Annotated in this window: 15 protein-coding genes; 4 read left to right on the forward strand and 11 right to left on the reverse strand. The window is 67.3% G+C overall.

Going from position 1 to position 15,402, the window contains the following annotated elements:
* Positions 1-59: 59 nt before the first annotated feature.
* Positions 60-1,022 (reverse strand): tripartite tricarboxylate transporter substrate binding protein BugE, encoded by a 963-nt coding sequence (locus tag AC0IZS_RS00825; RefSeq protein ID WP_471633910.1) that lies wholly within the window; start codon positions 1,020-1,022, stop codon positions 60-62.
* A gap of 126 nt (positions 1,023-1,148) precedes the next feature.
* Here AC0IZS_RS00825 and AC0IZS_RS00830 point away from each other — a divergent pair, with 126 nt between their 5' ends.
* The gene (locus AC0IZS_RS00830) at positions 1,149-2,054 is read left to right on the forward strand and encodes an AEC family transporter (RefSeq protein ID WP_471633911.1); all 906 of its coding nucleotides are present in this window, start codon (positions 1,149-1,151) and stop codon (positions 2,052-2,054) included.
* Between the two features lie 5 nt (positions 2,055-2,059).
* Positions 2,060-2,710 (forward strand): GDSL-type esterase/lipase family protein, encoded by a 651-nt coding sequence (locus AC0IZS_RS00835; protein ID WP_471639450.1) that lies wholly within the window; start codon positions 2,060-2,062, stop codon positions 2,708-2,710.
* A 9-nt stretch (positions 2,711-2,719) separates the two neighbouring features.
* On the opposite strand, the gene AC0IZS_RS00840 is transcribed toward AC0IZS_RS00835, so the two are convergent.
* The 8 genes from AC0IZS_RS00840 to AC0IZS_RS00875 all read right to left on the reverse strand — a co-directional run bounded on the left by AC0IZS_RS00840 (position 2,720) and on the right by AC0IZS_RS00875 (position 11,296).
* Positions 2,720-3,457, reverse strand: coding sequence for a class II aldolase/adducin family protein (locus tag AC0IZS_RS00840; RefSeq protein WP_471633912.1), 738 nt, complete (start codon positions 3,455-3,457; stop codon positions 2,720-2,722).
* A gap of 26 nt (positions 3,458-3,483) precedes the next feature.
* Positions 3,484-4,119 carry an FMN-binding negative transcriptional regulator gene (locus tag AC0IZS_RS00845; protein WP_057202221.1) on the reverse strand — a complete coding sequence of 212 codons (636 nt, stop codon included), beginning with the start codon at positions 4,117-4,119 and terminating at the stop codon, positions 3,484-3,486.
* A 15-nt stretch (positions 4,120-4,134) separates the two neighbouring features.
* Entirely contained in the window at positions 4,135-5,121 is a 987-nt protein-coding gene (locus tag AC0IZS_RS00850) for an alpha/beta hydrolase (protein WP_471633913.1), read from the reverse strand.
* A 48-nt stretch (positions 5,122-5,169) separates the two neighbouring features.
* Positions 5,170-6,096, reverse strand: a complete 927-nt coding sequence (locus AC0IZS_RS00855) for a 2-hydroxyacid dehydrogenase (protein ID WP_471633914.1) — start codon at positions 6,094-6,096, stop codon at positions 5,170-5,172.
* A 73-nt stretch (positions 6,097-6,169) separates the two neighbouring features.
* Positions 6,170-7,822 carry an ABC transporter ATP-binding protein gene (locus tag AC0IZS_RS00860; RefSeq protein ID WP_471633915.1) on the reverse strand — a complete coding sequence of 551 codons (1,653 nt, stop codon included), beginning with the start codon at positions 7,820-7,822 and terminating at the stop codon, positions 6,170-6,172.
* Complete coding sequence (locus tag AC0IZS_RS00865) at positions 7,819-8,649, reverse strand: ABC transporter permease (RefSeq protein WP_471633916.1); 831 nt, start codon at positions 8,647-8,649, stop codon at positions 7,819-7,821. Before AC0IZS_RS00865 ends, AC0IZS_RS00860 begins: the two co-directional genes overlap by 4 nt.
* A gap of 18 nt (positions 8,650-8,667) precedes the next feature.
* Positions 8,668-9,657, reverse strand: a complete 990-nt coding sequence (locus AC0IZS_RS00870) for an ABC transporter permease (protein WP_057202216.1) — start codon at positions 9,655-9,657, stop codon at positions 8,668-8,670.
* A 49-nt stretch (positions 9,658-9,706) separates the two neighbouring features.
* Positions 9,707-11,296, reverse strand: coding sequence for an ABC transporter substrate-binding protein (locus AC0IZS_RS00875; RefSeq protein WP_471633917.1), 1,590 nt, complete (start codon positions 11,294-11,296; stop codon positions 9,707-9,709).
* A gap of 216 nt (positions 11,297-11,512) precedes the next feature.
* On the opposite strand from AC0IZS_RS00875, the gene AC0IZS_RS00880 reads away from it, so the two are divergent.
* Entirely contained in the window at positions 11,513-12,328 is an 816-nt protein-coding gene (locus AC0IZS_RS00880; protein WP_471633918.1) for an AraC family transcriptional regulator, read from the forward strand.
* A 77-nt stretch (positions 12,329-12,405) separates the two neighbouring features.
* On the opposite strand, the gene AC0IZS_RS00885 is transcribed toward AC0IZS_RS00880, so the two are convergent.
* Together AC0IZS_RS00885 and queG are read right to left on the reverse strand one after the other, a co-directional pair.
* The gene (locus AC0IZS_RS00885) at positions 12,406-13,719 is read right to left on the reverse strand and encodes an ArgE/DapE family deacylase (protein WP_471633919.1); all 1,314 of its coding nucleotides are present in this window, start codon (positions 13,717-13,719) and stop codon (positions 12,406-12,408) included.
* 72 nt (positions 13,720-13,791) lie between these two features.
* Entirely contained in the window at positions 13,792-14,832 is a 1,041-nt protein-coding gene (queG, locus tag AC0IZS_RS00890) for a tRNA epoxyqueuosine(34) reductase QueG (protein WP_471633920.1), read from the reverse strand.
* Between the two features lie 12 nt (positions 14,833-14,844).
* On the opposite strand from queG, the gene tsaE reads away from it, so the two are divergent.
* Positions 14,845-15,399: a tRNA (adenosine(37)-N6)-threonylcarbamoyltransferase complex ATPase subunit type 1 TsaE gene (tsaE, locus tag AC0IZS_RS00895; RefSeq protein ID WP_471633921.1), complete on the forward strand. Its 555-nt coding sequence runs from the start codon at positions 14,845-14,847 to the stop codon at positions 15,397-15,399.
* The last annotated feature ends 3 nt before the right edge of the window (positions 15,400-15,402 follow it).

Genomic DNA, 15,402 nt, shown 5'->3' on the forward strand with positions numbered 1-15,402 from the left:
GTAAAAAAGCCGCCAGGCCAGGCCTGGCGGCTTTTTGCAAAGGGGCGGTGCTGCCGCGCTTATTCCAGCGCCAGCTTCTGCTTGGCCACCACGTCCTTGTAGACACCGAATTCGGCCTTGATCTGCTCGGCGAACTGCTCGGGCGTGTTGCCGATCACGATGGAGCCGGTTTCCTCGATGCGCTTCTTCACGGCCGGGTCTTCCAGGGCCTTGCGCACGGCGGCGTTGACCTTGTCCACCACGTCCTTGGGCAGGCCCTTGGGCCCCAGGATGCCGTAGTAGGCCATGCGATTCACAGGCTCCAGGCCCATCTCCTTGAACGTGGGCACGTTCGGCAGGGCTGCCACACGCTGGGGCGCAGCCACCACGATGGGCACCAGGCGGTTTTCCTTGATGAAGGGCAGTGCCGAGGGCAGGTTGTCGAAGATCATCGGTACCTGGCCGGCCACCGTGTCGTTCAGCGCCGGGCCTGCGCCGCGGTAGGGGATGTGCGTCACGAAGGTGCCCGAGAGGCTTTTGTACAGCTCCATCTGCAGGTGGCCGATGCCGCCCGTGCCGGACGACGAGTACGAGTATTTGCCGGGCGACTTCTTGAGTTCGGCCACGAAGGCCTTGTAGTCCTTGGCGGGAAAGCTCGGGTGCACCGCAATGATGTTGGGCGTGGCCGCGATGTTGATGATGGGCGTGAAGTCGGTCAGCGGGTTGTACGGCGTCTTGGGGTTGATGGCCGGATTGGCGGCCGTGGTGGACACCGTGGCCACGCCCAGGGTATAGCCATCGGGCGCCGAGCGCGCGGTTTCACTGGCGCCCACGATGCCGCCGCCACCGGCCTTGTTCTCCACGATCACGCTCTGGCCCAGGGCCTTGCCCAGCGGGTCGGCGATCACGCGCGCAATGATGTCGGTGGTGCCACCGGGGGCAAAGGGCACCTGCAGCTTGATGACCTTGTTGGGGTATCCCTGGGCGGCGGCAGTTCCTGCGGCAGCCACCAGCGTCAGCGCGAGCCATTGACGACGATGCATTGATTTCTCCTTCATGGGGTATGACAAACAACAGCCGATGGTATGCGCAATGCGGTTCCCGATTCCCTATGGATTCCACATAGGTGCTTACCCGCAGGCCGCCACCGCTTCCGTTATCCTCGGAGTGTGAATTACGCCCAGCTCCTGCTCCCCGATTTCTCCCTCATCCTGTGCGGTTATCTGGTGTGCCGGTTCACCGCCCTGAACCGAGCCGTGTGGCAGCCGGTCGAGAGCCTGGTGTACTACCTGCTGTTCCCGGTGCTGCTGTTCCAGTCCATCGTCAAGAGCCCCGTGGACATCGGCGCCGCCTCGGGCCTGATCGCCGCCGGCATGCTCACCGGCATTGCCGGCATTGCGCTGGCCTACAGCATGCCGCACTGGCCCTGGCTGGGCAAGCGGCTGGACCTGCGCGACCATGCGGCCAGCGCGCAGATCGCGTTCCGTTTCAACTCCTTCATCGGCCTGGCGATTGCCGAGCGGCTGGCGGGCGCGCAGGGCCTGCTCATGATCGCCGTACTCATCGGCGTGTGTGTGCCGCTGTTCAACGTGGCCGCCGTGTGGCCCATGGCACGCCAGGGCGAGCACGGCTTCGTGCGCGAATTGGCGCGCAACCCGCTGATCGTGGCCACGCTCTCGGGCCTGGTGGCCAACCTGCTCGGGTTCCAGATCCCCACCTGGATCGAGCCCACCGTCACGCGCATCAGTGCCGCCTCGCTGGCTCTGGGCCTGATGGCGGCGGGCGCAGGCATGCAGTTCGGCCTGCTCACGCGCGGCAAGGCGCTCAGCATCTCGGTGCTGGCCATACGCCATCTGGTGCTGCCCGTGATCGCCTTCGGCATGGCGCACCTGTTCGGACTGAACCCGGTGCAGGCGACCGTGCTGCTGGCCTTCTCGGCCCTGCCCACGGCCAGCACCTGCTACGTGCTGGCCGCGCGCATGGGCTACAACGGCCCTTACGTGGCCGGGCTGGTGACGCTGTCCACCCTGTTCGGGGTGGTGAGCCTGCCATTTGCGCTAGGGGTACTGCGGTGAATGCCATCCACGCCCTGGTTCGCAGACGCGTGCTGGCCGCCGGCCTGCTGGCGGCCGGCATCGCACCGCTGGCCGCTTGTGGACGCAAACCAAGCCGTGGGCAGACCGTCCCGTCCGGGGCCACCGTGCTCGCGCTGGGCGACTCGCTGACCTCTGGCGTGGGCGCTTCTGCCGACACTGCCTACCCCGCCGTGCTGCAGCGCCTGACGGGGTGGAAGATCATCAACGGTGGCGTCTCGGGCGACACCTCGGCCCAGGCCATGCAAAGGCTGCCGGAGCTTCTGCAAAAGCACCAGCCCGCGCTGGTGATCGTCAGCATCGGCGGCAACGACTTCCTGCGCCGCCAGAGCGCCAGCGCCACGCGCACCAACGTACACAGGATCTGCGCCGACGCGAAGGCCGGCGGCGCGCAGGTGCTGCTGGTGGCGATACCCGAGCTGACGATCCTGGCCACCCTGGGCCAGTTGAGTGACCATGCGATGTACGAAGACATCGCCAAGGAGCTGGGGATTCCCCTGCACCGCAAGGGCTGGTCGGGCGTGCTGGCCGACGCCAGGCTGCGTTCGGACAACATCCACGCCAACGCCGCCGGGTACGAACTGTTCACCCAGGGGCTGGTGGACACCCTGAAGGACACCGGGCTGCTCGCCCGGTAGGTTGCGGGATCAGGCGATCAGGCGCAGCGCCGACTCCCAGGCCATCTGCGCGTGGGAAAGCCCCTCTTCCCGGTTGAACTGCGCCGCCGTGCGCTCGCACACCGCCACCGGCGGGTAGGTGATGGTGCGGCCGCCCGAGAGGGCCTTGGTCTGCGCCTGGCAGGCCCGCTCCAGGAAGTAGATGTTCAGGAAGGCTTCGGCGATGGTGCGCCCCGCGGCCAGCAGGCCGTGGTTGCGCAGGATCATCACGCGGTGCGCGCCCAGGCTGGCCACCAGGCGCTCGCGCTCCTCCAGGTCCAGGGCGATGCCCTCGTAGGCGTGGTAGCCGATATGGCCATAGAACTTGAGCGCATGCTGGGTGATGGGCAAGAGCCCCTCCTCCTGGCACGACACGGCAATGCCGTCGGCCGTGTGCGTGTGGATCACACAGGCCAGGTCATGGCGTGCCATGTGCACGGCAGAGTGGATGGTGAAGCCCGCCGCGTTCACGCGCTCGGCCGCATCGCTGGCCTCCACCGCCGCGCCGCTGGGGTCGATCTTCACCAGGTCCTCGGGCCGCATCTCGTGGAACAGCACGCCGTAGCGGTTGATGAGGAAGTGGTCCGGCGTGCCGGGAATGCGCGCGCTGATGTGCGTGTCGATCAGGTCGGTCATGCGAAAGTGCGCAATGAGCCGGTACAGGGCCGCAAGGTCGCGCCGGGTCTGGGTTTCGGCATCCACGGATGCCGCAGTTTGGTGGGTGGTCATGGTGGTGTGCTGGTTTGCAGTGGTCGTCAGGCCAGCGCCAGGTCCGGCTGCTGGCGGATCATGGCCGCCACGGCCAGGCTCTGCGCATCGCCCTGGGCCTCCAGCGCGGCGATCACGCCCAGGCGGTCGGCCACGGACTTGTCCTGGTTGAGCTTCATCTTGCCTTCGATGCGGGCGATGGGAATGCGCACGGCTGCAATGGCGCGCAGGCGCGATGCGGTATGGTCAGTGGGCACGCCTTCAAAGGTCCATTCGCCGCCCAGCGGCGTGTCGTAGGTGGCCACGGTGCGCGTGAGCACCGCGTGGATCGCTGCCACGTCTTCCACCACTTCGGGCGTGCCCCGCACGTGGATGGCGGTGTAGTTCCAGGTCGGGAAGGTCAGCCGATTGGCATACCAGCTCGGCGAGATGAAGGCGTGAGGACCCTGGAAAATGACCAGTGCCGGAGCACCGGCCTTGAGGTCATGGTATTGCGCATTGCCACGCGCCAGGTGCGTGGTCAGCAGGCCGTGCGGCCCGCCCTCCTCGTCCACCAGGAACGGCAGGTGCGTGGCGTTGAGCCCCTGCGCGCCTTGGGTCACCAGGGTGGCGAAACTCCACGCGCGCATGCGCTCGCGCAGCAGCGGCTCGTCTTTTTCCGCGTAGGCGGGCGGCGTGTACATGGCGCTCGCTCCCGCTCAGGCGTGCTGGTGGAACCAGCGCACCGTGTCGTCGAAGGCCACGCCCGCGATGTCGGCCACCGAGACGGCTTCGAGGAAGCTGTGCACCGTGCCCTTGTAGACCTTGGACTGCACATCCACGCCCTCGGCCTGCATCTTCGCCACCATGTCGATGTTGCCGTCGTACAGCGGATCGCACTCGGTGATGACCAGGAAGGCGGGTGGGATGCCGCGCAGGTCCGCGTCCAGCAGGTTCATGCGCGGGTCAGTGTAGTCCTCCTTGCGGCCCAGGTAGTTGCGGTAGAACCAGACCATCATGTGCAGCGACAGGCCGTAGTCGCCTGCGCCGTAGCGCACCACCGAGTCCTGGTACAGGTCGGTGCTGAAGCCGGTGTAGTTGAGCACCAGGCCGCGGATGGGGCTTGGGCCCTGGTCGCGAAAATGCAGCGCCGTGCACAGCGAGAGGTTGCCGCCCGCCGAGTCGCCGCCGACGAAGAACTGCGCCGTGTCGAAGCCGATTTCGCCCGCGTGGGCGATGAGCCAGTCCACCGTGTCGATGCATTCCTCGATGGGCTGGGGAAACCTGGCGTCCGGCGCACGCGTGTAGTTGATACCGATCACCATGATGCCGGCTCGCTCGGCGTACTCGCGCATCAGGCGGTCATGCGTGTCCACGCTGAACAGCACGAAGCCACCACCGTGGATGTAGAAAAAGGCGCCGGGCATGCGCCGCTCCTGGGGCTCATGGATGCGAATCAGCACCTCGCCATGGCGCGTGGGTACCTGGCGCTCGGTGGTGCGCGCCATCAACGGGCCGCCCGCGGTCCAGGGGGCGCGCACCTTCTCGGCGATGTCACGGCCCTCGGCAATCGACACCGTATCGCGGCGCGGAAACTTCGATGCGTCCGCCGCCATGCGCTGCACGAACAGCTGGACTTGCGGATCGAGGGGTGCAGGCTTGGCACCCTGGGTGGATGCAGCGAAGGCGGGGTCGGGCTGGTTCATGGGGAGTGTCGTAGCAGTGGATGGATCGAAAGGCCGGCGCGGGCGGCGTCAGTAGCCGCGCGTGGTGTCTACCTGGTTGAAGAGCGCAGCCCCGCTGCGCATCTGGGCGATGTTGCGAGCCACCTGGCCTGCGACCACGTCGTAGGTGGCCATGGTGGCCATGTGGGGCGTGACGACCACGCCCGGCGTGGTCCACAGCGGGTGGTCCTGCGGCAGGGGCTCCTGCTCGAAGACGTCGACCACGGCGCCGCGCAACTGGCCGCTGCCCAGCGCGGCGATCAGGTCGCCTTCGATCAGGTGCTCGCCCCGGCCGCAATGGATCAGCGCCGCGCCCTTGGGCAGTGCATCGAAGGTGCGGCGGCCCAGGATGCCGCGCGTCTGCTCGGTCAGCGGCAGCAGGCATACCAGCACATCGGTCTGCGCCAGGAAGGCGTCGTACTGCTCTTCCCCGGCAAAGACCTGGATGCCGGGTACCTCGCGCGCCGTACGTGCCCAGCCGCTCACGGTGTAGCCCAGCACGGGCAGGCGCGCGGCAATCAGGCCGCCCAGCTCGCCCAGGCCCATGAGGCCGATGCGGCAGGTGGCGGCTGGCGTCTGCAGCGGGCGCTTCCATTCGCGCACACGCTGGCTGGCCAGCGCGGCATCGAGCTTGCGGTGAAAGTACAGCACGCCCCACAGCACGAACTGCAGCATGCCCTCGGCCAGCATGGGATCGACCACGCGGCACACCGGCAGGCCGCGCAGGTCCTGCCCGGCCACGACGTTGTCCACACCAGCGGCGATGCTGTGCACGAGCTTGAGGTGGGGCATCTGCGCATACAGGTCGGGCGGCGTCTGCCAGCAGACAGCCACCTCGGCCTGCAGGGCACGCGGATCGGGCCAGGTACACACGTCCAGGGTGGGGTCGGCCGCCTGCAGCAGGGGGCGAAGGAAGTCGAGGTTGGCGGTACGGCTCAGAAGGGCAACGGTGGTCATGGCGAGGATGCGATGAGGTGCTGTGCCAGCGCGGGGTGGGCCGACATCGGGGTGGAAGGGACTTGCATGGTAGTCAAGCCGCCAGCCTGTGCTCGAAGAAATCCAGCCCCGGCATGGCCGCCAGCAGCGTGCGCGTATAGGCGTGCTGCGGGTTGCTGAAGAGCTGGCCCGGCGCGCCGCGCTCGACGATCTGGCCGCGCTGCATGACCACCACCGAGTTCGATATCTCGGCCGCCACGCGCAGGTCGTGGGTGATGAACATCATGGTCAGGTTGAGCTCGGCCTTGAGCTCGGCCAGCAGGGCCAGCACCTGCGCCTGGATGGACACGTCGAGTGCCGACACCGCCTCGTCCGCGATCAACAGGCGTGGCTTGAGCGCCAGCGCCCGGGCAATCGAGATGCGCTGGCGCTGCCCGCCCGAGAACTCGTGCGGAAAGCGGTCGATGGCCGAGGCTCCCAGGCCCACCCGGTCGAGCAGCGCGGCAGCGGCCTTGAGCGCTTCGGCGCGCGGTGTGCCGTAGATCATGGGGCCGCGCGCAATCGCATCGCCCACCTTCTGGCGCGGGTTGAGCGAGGCGAACGGGTCCTGGAAGATGATCTGCACCTGGCGCCGGTACGCGCGCAGCGCCGCTGCGTCCTGCCCCAGGATGGGCTTGCCGGCGAAGGTGATGCGGCCGCTGTCGGGCTCGATCAGGCGCATCACCATGCGGCCCAGCGTGGACTTGCCCGAACCGGACTCGCCCACCACCGACACCGTCTCGCCCTCCTCGATGGCCAGGTCGATGCCGTCGGCCGCCACCACGGTGCGCGGTGGCGCGAACAGGCCCGCCTTGGAAACGAAGGTCTTCTTCAGCTGCTCGATCTTGAGCAGCGGTTCGGCCTGCGCTGCAGGCCTGGCCGTGCTGCGCGCCTGGCGGCCTGGCACGGCGTCGATCAGCGCGCGGGTGTATTCGTGCTGCGGGTTGCGCAGGATGGCGTCGCGCGTGCCCTCCTCCACCACGCGGCCGTGGCGCATCACCACCACGCGGTCGGCAATGTCGGCCACCACGCCGAAGTCGTGGGTGATGAACAGCACACCCATCTTGCGCTCGGCCTGCACCTTCTGGATCAGGTCCAGGATCTGGCGCTGCGTGGTCACGTCCAGCGCCGTGGTCGGCTCGTCGGCCAGCAGCAGACGTGGGTTGTTGAGCAGTGCCATGGCGATCATCACGCGCTGGCGCTGCCCGCCCGAAAGCTGAAAGGGGTAGCTGCGCACGATCTGCCGGGGCGATGGCAGGCCCACTGCGTCGATGATGGCGATGCAGCGCTCCTCGATGGCGGCGGCGCCGAGGTGCTCGGCGTTGTGCAGTTGCAGCGCCTCGGCCACCTGCGCGCCGATGCGCTGCAGCGGGTTCAGGGCGCTCATGGGCTCCTGGAAGACCATGGAGATGCGCTCACCGCGCAGCTTGCGCATCTGCGGCGGGGTGAGCCCGGTGAGGTCGGCGCCGTCGAGCAGGATGCGGCTGTTCTTGTCGATGCCCACGCGCGGCGGCAAGAGGCCCAGTATGGCGTGCGCCGTCATGGACTTGCCCGAGCCCGATTCACCCACCAGGCAGACGATCTCGTTCTCGGCGATGTCCAGCGACAGGCGGTCCACCGCGTAGTTGCGGTCGCCCGAACTGGGCAGCACGATGGACAGGCCCTGGATCGACAGCAGGGGCGCGGCGGGGTTGGTGGCGGTCGTCATTGGCGAGAGATCCTCGGGTTCAGCACGTCGTTCAGGCCTTCGCCCACGAGGTTGATGGCCAGCACGGTGAGCAGGATGGCGATGCCGGGGAAGAAGCTCATCCACCACGCCTGGCGCAGCATGGTGCGCGCCGCGCCGATCATGAAACCCCAGCTCATGAGGTTGGGATCGCCCAGGCCCATGAAGCTCAGCGCGCTCTCGATCAGGATGGCGCTGGCGATGCTCAGCGAGCCCGCCACGATGATGGGCGACAGCGCATTGGGCAGGATGTAGCGCACGATGAGCGACAGCGGCGACTCGCCCTGGCAGCGCGCGGCCAGCACGAACTCGCGCTCCTTGAGCGCCAGGAACTCGCCGCGTGTGAGGCGCGCCACCTGCGGCCAGCTGACCAGCGCGATGGCCACCACCACGGTGCGGATCGAGGGCTCCAGGATGGCCACCAGCAAGATGCACAGCATGAATGCCGGAATGGTCTGGAACAGCTCGGTGAAGCGCATCAGCCACTCGCCCACGCGCCCGCCCACATAGCCCGAGAGCGAGCCCACCACCACGCCGATGATGAGCGCGACCAAGGTGGAAGTGACGCCGATCATCAGCGACACGCGCGTGCCGTGCGCGATGCCGGCAGCGATGTCGCGGCCCAGGCTGTCGCTGCCCAGCAGCATGCCCTCGGTCTGCGGTGGCGTGAAGGGCGCGGCCACCGTGTCCCAGGGGTCGCCCGGAAAGAAGAAGGGGGCGCTGGCCGCGAGCACGACCACCGCCAGCAGGATCACCAGGCCGAGCATGCCGCTCGGGTGGCGCAGGAAGGATTTGAGGGTGTGTTTCATCGGGGTTCTCCGCGCCGCTCAGGCAGCCTGGATGCGGGGGTCGATCACGCGGTACAGCAGGTCGGTCACCCAGTTGAAGAAGATCACCAGCACCGACAGCACCAGGAACACGCCCAGCATCACCTGGTAGTCGCGCTGCAGCACGGCGTCGTAGGTCAGCCGCCCCAGGCCCGGCCAGGCGAACACGGTCTCGATCACCACCGAGCCGCCGATCAGGGTGCCTGCCTGCACGCCGGCCATGGTCACCACCGGCAGCAGCGCGTTGCGCAGCATGTGGCGCCACAGGATGCGGCCTTCGGAGGCGCCCTTGGCGCGCGCTGTCTTCACGTAGTCCTGGTGGCTCACCTCGATGATCGACGAGCGCATGAGCCGCGCATAGATCGCCAGGTAGAGCATGCCCAGGGTGAAGGCCGGCAGCGCCAGGTGCCTGAGCTTGTCCACCACGGCGGCCCAGCCGCTGATGCTGGTGCCGATGGTCTGGTAGCCGAAAGCCGGCAGCCAGCCCAGTTGCACGGAAAACAGCAGCACCAGCATCAGGCCCAGCCAGAACACGGGCGTGGCGTAGATCACCAGAGCGAGCAGGCTGATCAGCGTGTCCGACAGCTTGCCGGCGCGCACGCCGGCCAGCGCACCGAGCACCACCCCGCCCACCAGCGAGATGGCAAAGGCCGAGAGCGTGAGCAGCAGCGTGGCCGGCAGGCGCTCGGCGATGGCGCTGGCCACGGTGCGCTGCTGGCGGTGCGAGTAACCCAGGTCCAGGGTGACGATCTTGCCCAGGTAGGTGACCAGCTGCGTCGCCATGGGTTTGTCCAGGCCGTAGTCGGCGCGCACGCGTTCGAGGAAGGCCGCGTCGGTGGCGCCGGACTGCCCGGCCATCACCAGGGCCGGGTCACCGGGCGCGGCGCGCACCAGCATGAAATTGAAGATGGCGATCAGCAGGATCACCGCCACCATCTTTGCGAGCCGCACGCCGAGCGCGCCGAGGCCCTTGAGCCATTGAAGATTCATAAGTCATGCCCGGGCGCCGGGCGCGGCACACTGCCACGCCCGTGTCCCATCAGCCCTTGAAGTAGACCGTGTCGAAGCTCTCGTGGATGCCGATGGCACTCGTCACCAGGTTCTGCAGGCGCTTGTCGTGGATGGTGGGGAAGTCCATCTCCACCAGCCAGGCGATAGGCACCTCGTCGACGATGATCTTCTGCATCTCGCTGTACAGTGCGCCGCGCTTGGCCTCGTCCACCTCCACCGCGGCCTGGTCGGCCAGCTTGTCGACCTGGGCGTTGGAGTAGCCCACGGTGTTGGTGAACAGGATCTTGCGGATGTTGGAGGTCACGTAGTTGCGCGTGACGCCCAGGGCTGGGTCCCCGAACTGGTACAGCCACGAGAGGTTGAGCTCGTAGTCCCAGTTGCTGATGCGCTGCGTGTAGCTGCCGGGATCAGTGGATTCCAGCGTGACGGCAATGCCCACCTTGGCCAGCGACTGGCGGATGTACTCGCAGGTGCGCTGCACCATCTCGCCGTAGGGCGAGACCGGCAGGCGCACGGTGGTGCGCACGCCCTTGGCGTCGGGCTTGAGGCCCATCTCGTCGAGCAGGGCCTTGGCCTTGTCGATGGAGAAATCGTACTTCTTGACGTTGGGTTCGTAGTACTTGGTCTTGGAGTTCACCGGGCCGGTCGCGACCTTGCCGAAGCCGTAGAGGATCTTGTCCTTGATGAAGTTGCGGTCGATGGCGTGCATCACCGCCTGGCGAAAGCGCTTGTCGTTCAGCGGTGCCGTGCGGTTGTTGATCTCCAGCCACATGATGGGCGCGAAGTACTCGTAGCCCTTGGTGGTGACGGCCAGGTTGTCCTTCTTGGCCAGGCGGTTCGCATCGAACAATTCCAGGTCGGTCCACTGCGTGAGCTGCACGGTGCCGTTTTCGAGCGCCAGGGCGCGCGATGCACCATCGGGCACCACGCGGTAGATGATGGCGTCCAGGTAGGGCAGGCCGGGCTTGAAGTAGTTCTCGTTGCGCACCAGGTGGATGTGCGAGCCGCGCACCCATTCCTTGAGCTTGAAGGGGCCCGAGCCGATGGGGTTGAGGTTGGCCGGGTTCTTGACGACGTCGGTGCCCGCATAGATGTGCTTGGGCATCACCGGCAGGTTGGAGATGTCGAAGGCGCCGATGAAGGGGCCGAAGGGCTCCGCCAGCTTGAACACCACGGTCTGCGCGTCGGGCGCGGTGATCGACTCGCAGCGGCCGAAGATGGCCTTGGCGCGCGGGTGCGTGATGGGCAGGAACTCCTTGACGGTGTAGAGCACGTCCTCGGACGTGAGGGGCTTGCCGTCATGCCACTTGGCATTGGGTTCGAGCTTGAAGGTGTAGGTCTTGCCGTCGGGAGAGATGGTCCAGCTCTTGGCCAGACTGGGCATGGGCTTGAGGTTGACGTCGTAGGTCAAAAGGCTCAGGAAGATCTTGCCCGAGACCATCTGCGTGGGCGTGAGCTGGCTCACCGCGAGGTTCAGGATCGGCGGCTCGGGCTGCACGATGGAGTTGAGCGTACCGCCGCGCGTCTGGCCGTGCGCTGCGGTGATACCCAGCGGAAACTCGGCCAGGCCCAGGGCGCCGGTCGCAAGCAGGTACTTGTGGAACTCACGTTTGTTCATGCTGATCCTCAGGGGGTTGGACGTGGACTGCCGCACGGGGTGCGCGGTGTGTTGATCGCGAATTCAGTGTAGGCAGCAGGCCCCGCCAAGGCGGCGCGTTTCGAGCCGAGTTCTGTTTCGCTTGGGCCATCCTTGCGATGGCTTGACGGCGGGACTTGCGCGCGTCACAGTCCGCTGCATTGCTTTGGCGCGCTTCTTGCGTGCCGGGAGGGAGTGATGAACAACAGCTTGACCACCGCCCGCAGCGTCGTTTTCCAGGACTACCAGGACATCCCGAGGCCGGTCTCCATGATCATCGTGGAGCACGACCCCGAGCCGTCGATGATCGTTCCGCGGCATTCGCACCCGCGCGCGCAGCTGGCCTATTCGGTCAAGGGCACGTTCACCCTGCACACCGAAGAAGGTGCCTGGCTCGTGCCGCCCAACCGCGCCGTGTGGGTGCCCGGCGGCGTGGAGCACGAGATGCATGCGCGCGGCCAGGCGGTATCCAACCGCTCGCTCTACATCCAGCCCGACGCCTCGCCCGACCTGCCTACCGAATGCTGCGTGATCGAGGTGTCGCCGCTGATGCGCCACCTGATCATCGAGGCCATCGACATCCCCCTGCTCTACGACGAGGCGGGCCGCGACGGCCGCGTGATGCGCCTGATCCTCGACGAGATCTGCGGCGCCCCCAAGATCCCGCTGCACGTGCCCATGCCGCGCGATGCGCGCCTGCTGCGCATCTGCCGGGCGTTGCTGGCCGACCCCAGCCACGACGGCGACATCGAGTACTGGGCGCACCATGGCGCCCTGGGCCGGCGCACGCTCACGCGGCTGTTCCGCGACCAGACCGGCATCACCTTCACGCTGTGGCGCCAGCAGGTGCGCCTGATGGAGGCGCTGCGCCGCCTGTCATCGGGCACGCCCGTCACCACGGTGGCCTTCGACCTGGGCTACGAGAGCCCCAGCGCCTTCTCGGCCATGTTCCGCCGCGTGATGGGAAAGACGCCGCGCCACTACCTGGGCCGTGGTGACATGGATCTGGACTGAACTGGTGCATGCCTGCACCATGAGCGCAAAAAGCCCCGACTGGCATGGACCAGGCGGGGCTTTTCTTCTGGCCGTGTTCAACCGAGCCGGTTGACCCCGCACCAGCGCGCCATGAAGACGGCGAGCACCGCCACCGTCTGCACCATGCTGTCGATGGAGACCCACTCGTCGATGCCGTGGATGTTGGCACCGCCCGAGGGGCCGTAGCAGATGGCCGGGGTGTCGCCGTAGAGGTTGAAGAACTTGGCGTCGGTGGTGCCGGTGAAAGCCGTGGGCACCAGCTCCGTGCCCACGATGTCCTTGTGGCATTGCGAGATGGCCACGACGATGGGCGCATCGGGCGGCACGTCGCAGCCGTCGGCCTGAAAGCCGCCATAGACCACCTGGTAGCTCAGCGCATCGTGCGCGGGATGGGCCGCATAGGCAGCTGCCAGCACGGCTTCGATCTCGGCCTTGGCCTTGCCGACCTTCATGTCGGGATAGAAGCCGATGCGCACGTCGGCCCGGCAGGCCGAGGGCACGGAGGAGGCCCACTCGCCGCCGCTGATCTTGCCCAGGTTGAAGTTCACCGGGTGCTGGTGGTGCCCATAGTTGCGGTAGCGCGCGCTGGGCGCGTTCCAGCGCGCTTCGAGCTTCTTGAGTTCGCCGAACAGGTACATGGTGAAGTCGATGGCGCCCACGCCGGTCTGTGCAACAGAGGCGTGCACGGGCTTGCCCAGCACCTCGATGGCCAGCCACAGCACGCCCATCTGGCAGGTCATGACGCCGTTGTCCGCCACCGGCTCGGTGATCACCGCAGCGTCCGCTCGGTAGCCCTCCACCAGGCAGGCCAGCGCACCGTTGCCGGTGCATTCCTCCTCGATCACCGACTGGAAGTAAACCGGAGAGGCGGGCTCCAGGCCCATGGACCTGAGCGCCTTGTAGGCCATGGTGTAGGCCACGATGCCGGCCTTCATGTCCGACGCGCCGCGCCCGTAGAGGCGGTCCCCCTCGACCCGGCCGGAGAACGGCGAGCCGGTCCACAGCACTTCGGCGCCCGTGGGCACCACGTCGATGTGGCCATTGAAGATCAGCGAGTTGCCCTTGAATGGGCCACTGGGGCGGTGGATGCCCACCACGTTGGTGCGCCCCTCGTACGAGACCAGGGAGGGCGAGTAGCCGGGGTGGGCCTTGAGCTTTTCCTCGTCGATCTGGAACTCGTCCACCTGCAGGCCCAGGCCGGCGAAGGCCCTGGCCATGAAGCTCTGGGCACTCTGCTCCTGGCCCAGCAGCGAGGGGTGGGTGACCAGTTCGCTGAGCATGGCGACGGCTTCGCCGCGCAGCGCGTGGGCGGCGGCAACGATGGCGGTTTCGCTCGCCACGAATTCAGGGGTGGTGGTGGTTTCTTGCATGGAAACCATTCTTTCACCGGGCCAGCGGGCGCGTTGTTCAGAACGGGCCGCGCACTGTCGCAATCGCGCCGATCACTGCGCCAGCGCCCACGCCACATGCTCACGCACCAGCGCGCTCTCATGCCCGGCGCGCGACTGCAGCGCGCTGCGCAGGCCTTCGTCGCCGGGATCGGCGCGCAGCGCGTTGCCCAGCGACACGGCCACGTTGCGCAGCCAGCGCTCGTGGCCGATGCGGCGGATGGGCCCGCCCTCGGTCATGCGCAGGAAGGTGGCCTCGTCCCAGCCGAACAGATGCACCAGTTGCTGGCCCGACAGGCCGCTGCGCTCGTCGAAATCGGGCAGGCGGCTCACCTGCGCAAACTTGTTCCAGGGGCAGGCCAGCTGGCAGTCGTCGCAGCCGTAGATGCGGTTGCCCATGGCCGCGCGGAACTCCACGGGGATGGGGCCGCTGTGCTCGATGCTCAGGTAGGAGATGCAGCGGCGCGCGTCGATCCGGTGCGGCGCGATGATGGCCTGCGTGGGGCAGATGTCGATGCAGGCGCTGCAGCTGCCGCAGTGCGCGGTGACGGGCGCGCTCTCGGGCAGGTGCATGTCCACGTAGATCTCACCCAGGAAGAACATCGAGCCCGCCTCGCGGTTGAGCACCAGCGTGTGCTTGCCGCGCCAGCCCTGGCCGCTGCGCGCAGCGAGCTCGGCCTCGAGCACCGGGGCCGAGTCGGTAAACACGCGGTGGCCGAACGGACCCACGGCCTCGGCAATACGGTCGCTGAGCTTTTGCAGCCGCGCGCGCAGCACCTTGTGGTAGTCGCGGCCCCGGGCATAGACCGAGACGATGCCCTCGCCCGGACGCGCCAGGCGCGACAGCTCCATCGCCTGCCAGCCTTCCATGGCCTTGTCGCGCGGCAGATAATCCATGCGTGCCGTGATCACGCTCACGGTGCCGGGTACCAGCTCCGCCGGGCGGGCGCGGCGGGTGCCGTGGGAGGCCATGTAATGCATCTCGCCATGGAACCCTTGGGCCAGCCACTGCACCAACCCTGCTTCGGCGGCAGACAAATCCACCCCCGCCACGCCGATTTGGGAAAATCCCAGCTCGCGGGCCCACTCCTGCATTTGAGGAACGAGTTGACTGTTGCACCACATACCGGCCCGATTGTAGAAAGCCCCGCGCTCCCGGCCGCGCAGGAAAGCCCTCGCACGCAAAGCCCTCGCATCTGGCACTGGCACGGCGAGGCCGACACCGCCGCCTTCGCGCAGGCGCTGGCCGCCCAGCAGCCCTTGCTGGCCAACGCCTTCCTCACCCTGCACGGCGACCTGGGCGCGGGCAAGACGACGCTGGTGCGCCACCTGCTGCGTGCTTTGGGGGTGCAGGGTCGCATCAAGAGCCCCACCTATGCCGTGGTGGAACCGCACGAGGCCCCGGGCCTGGCCCCGCACGCCACTACCGTCTGGCACTTCGACTTCTACCGCTTCGACGACCCGCGCGAGTGGGAGGATGCCGGATTCAGGGACATTTTTGCCAACCCGGGCCTCAAGGTGGCAGAATGGCCGGAAAAGGCTGCAGCGCTGACCCCGCCTGCCGACCTTGCTATACACATTGAAGCAATTGACGACACCGAAAGGCAAGTCACCGTGCATGCACACACCGCCGCCGGCCAACGGCTGCTGCAAGGACTCTGAACG

This window comes from Acidovorax sp. AC410 (assembly GCF_979253235.1).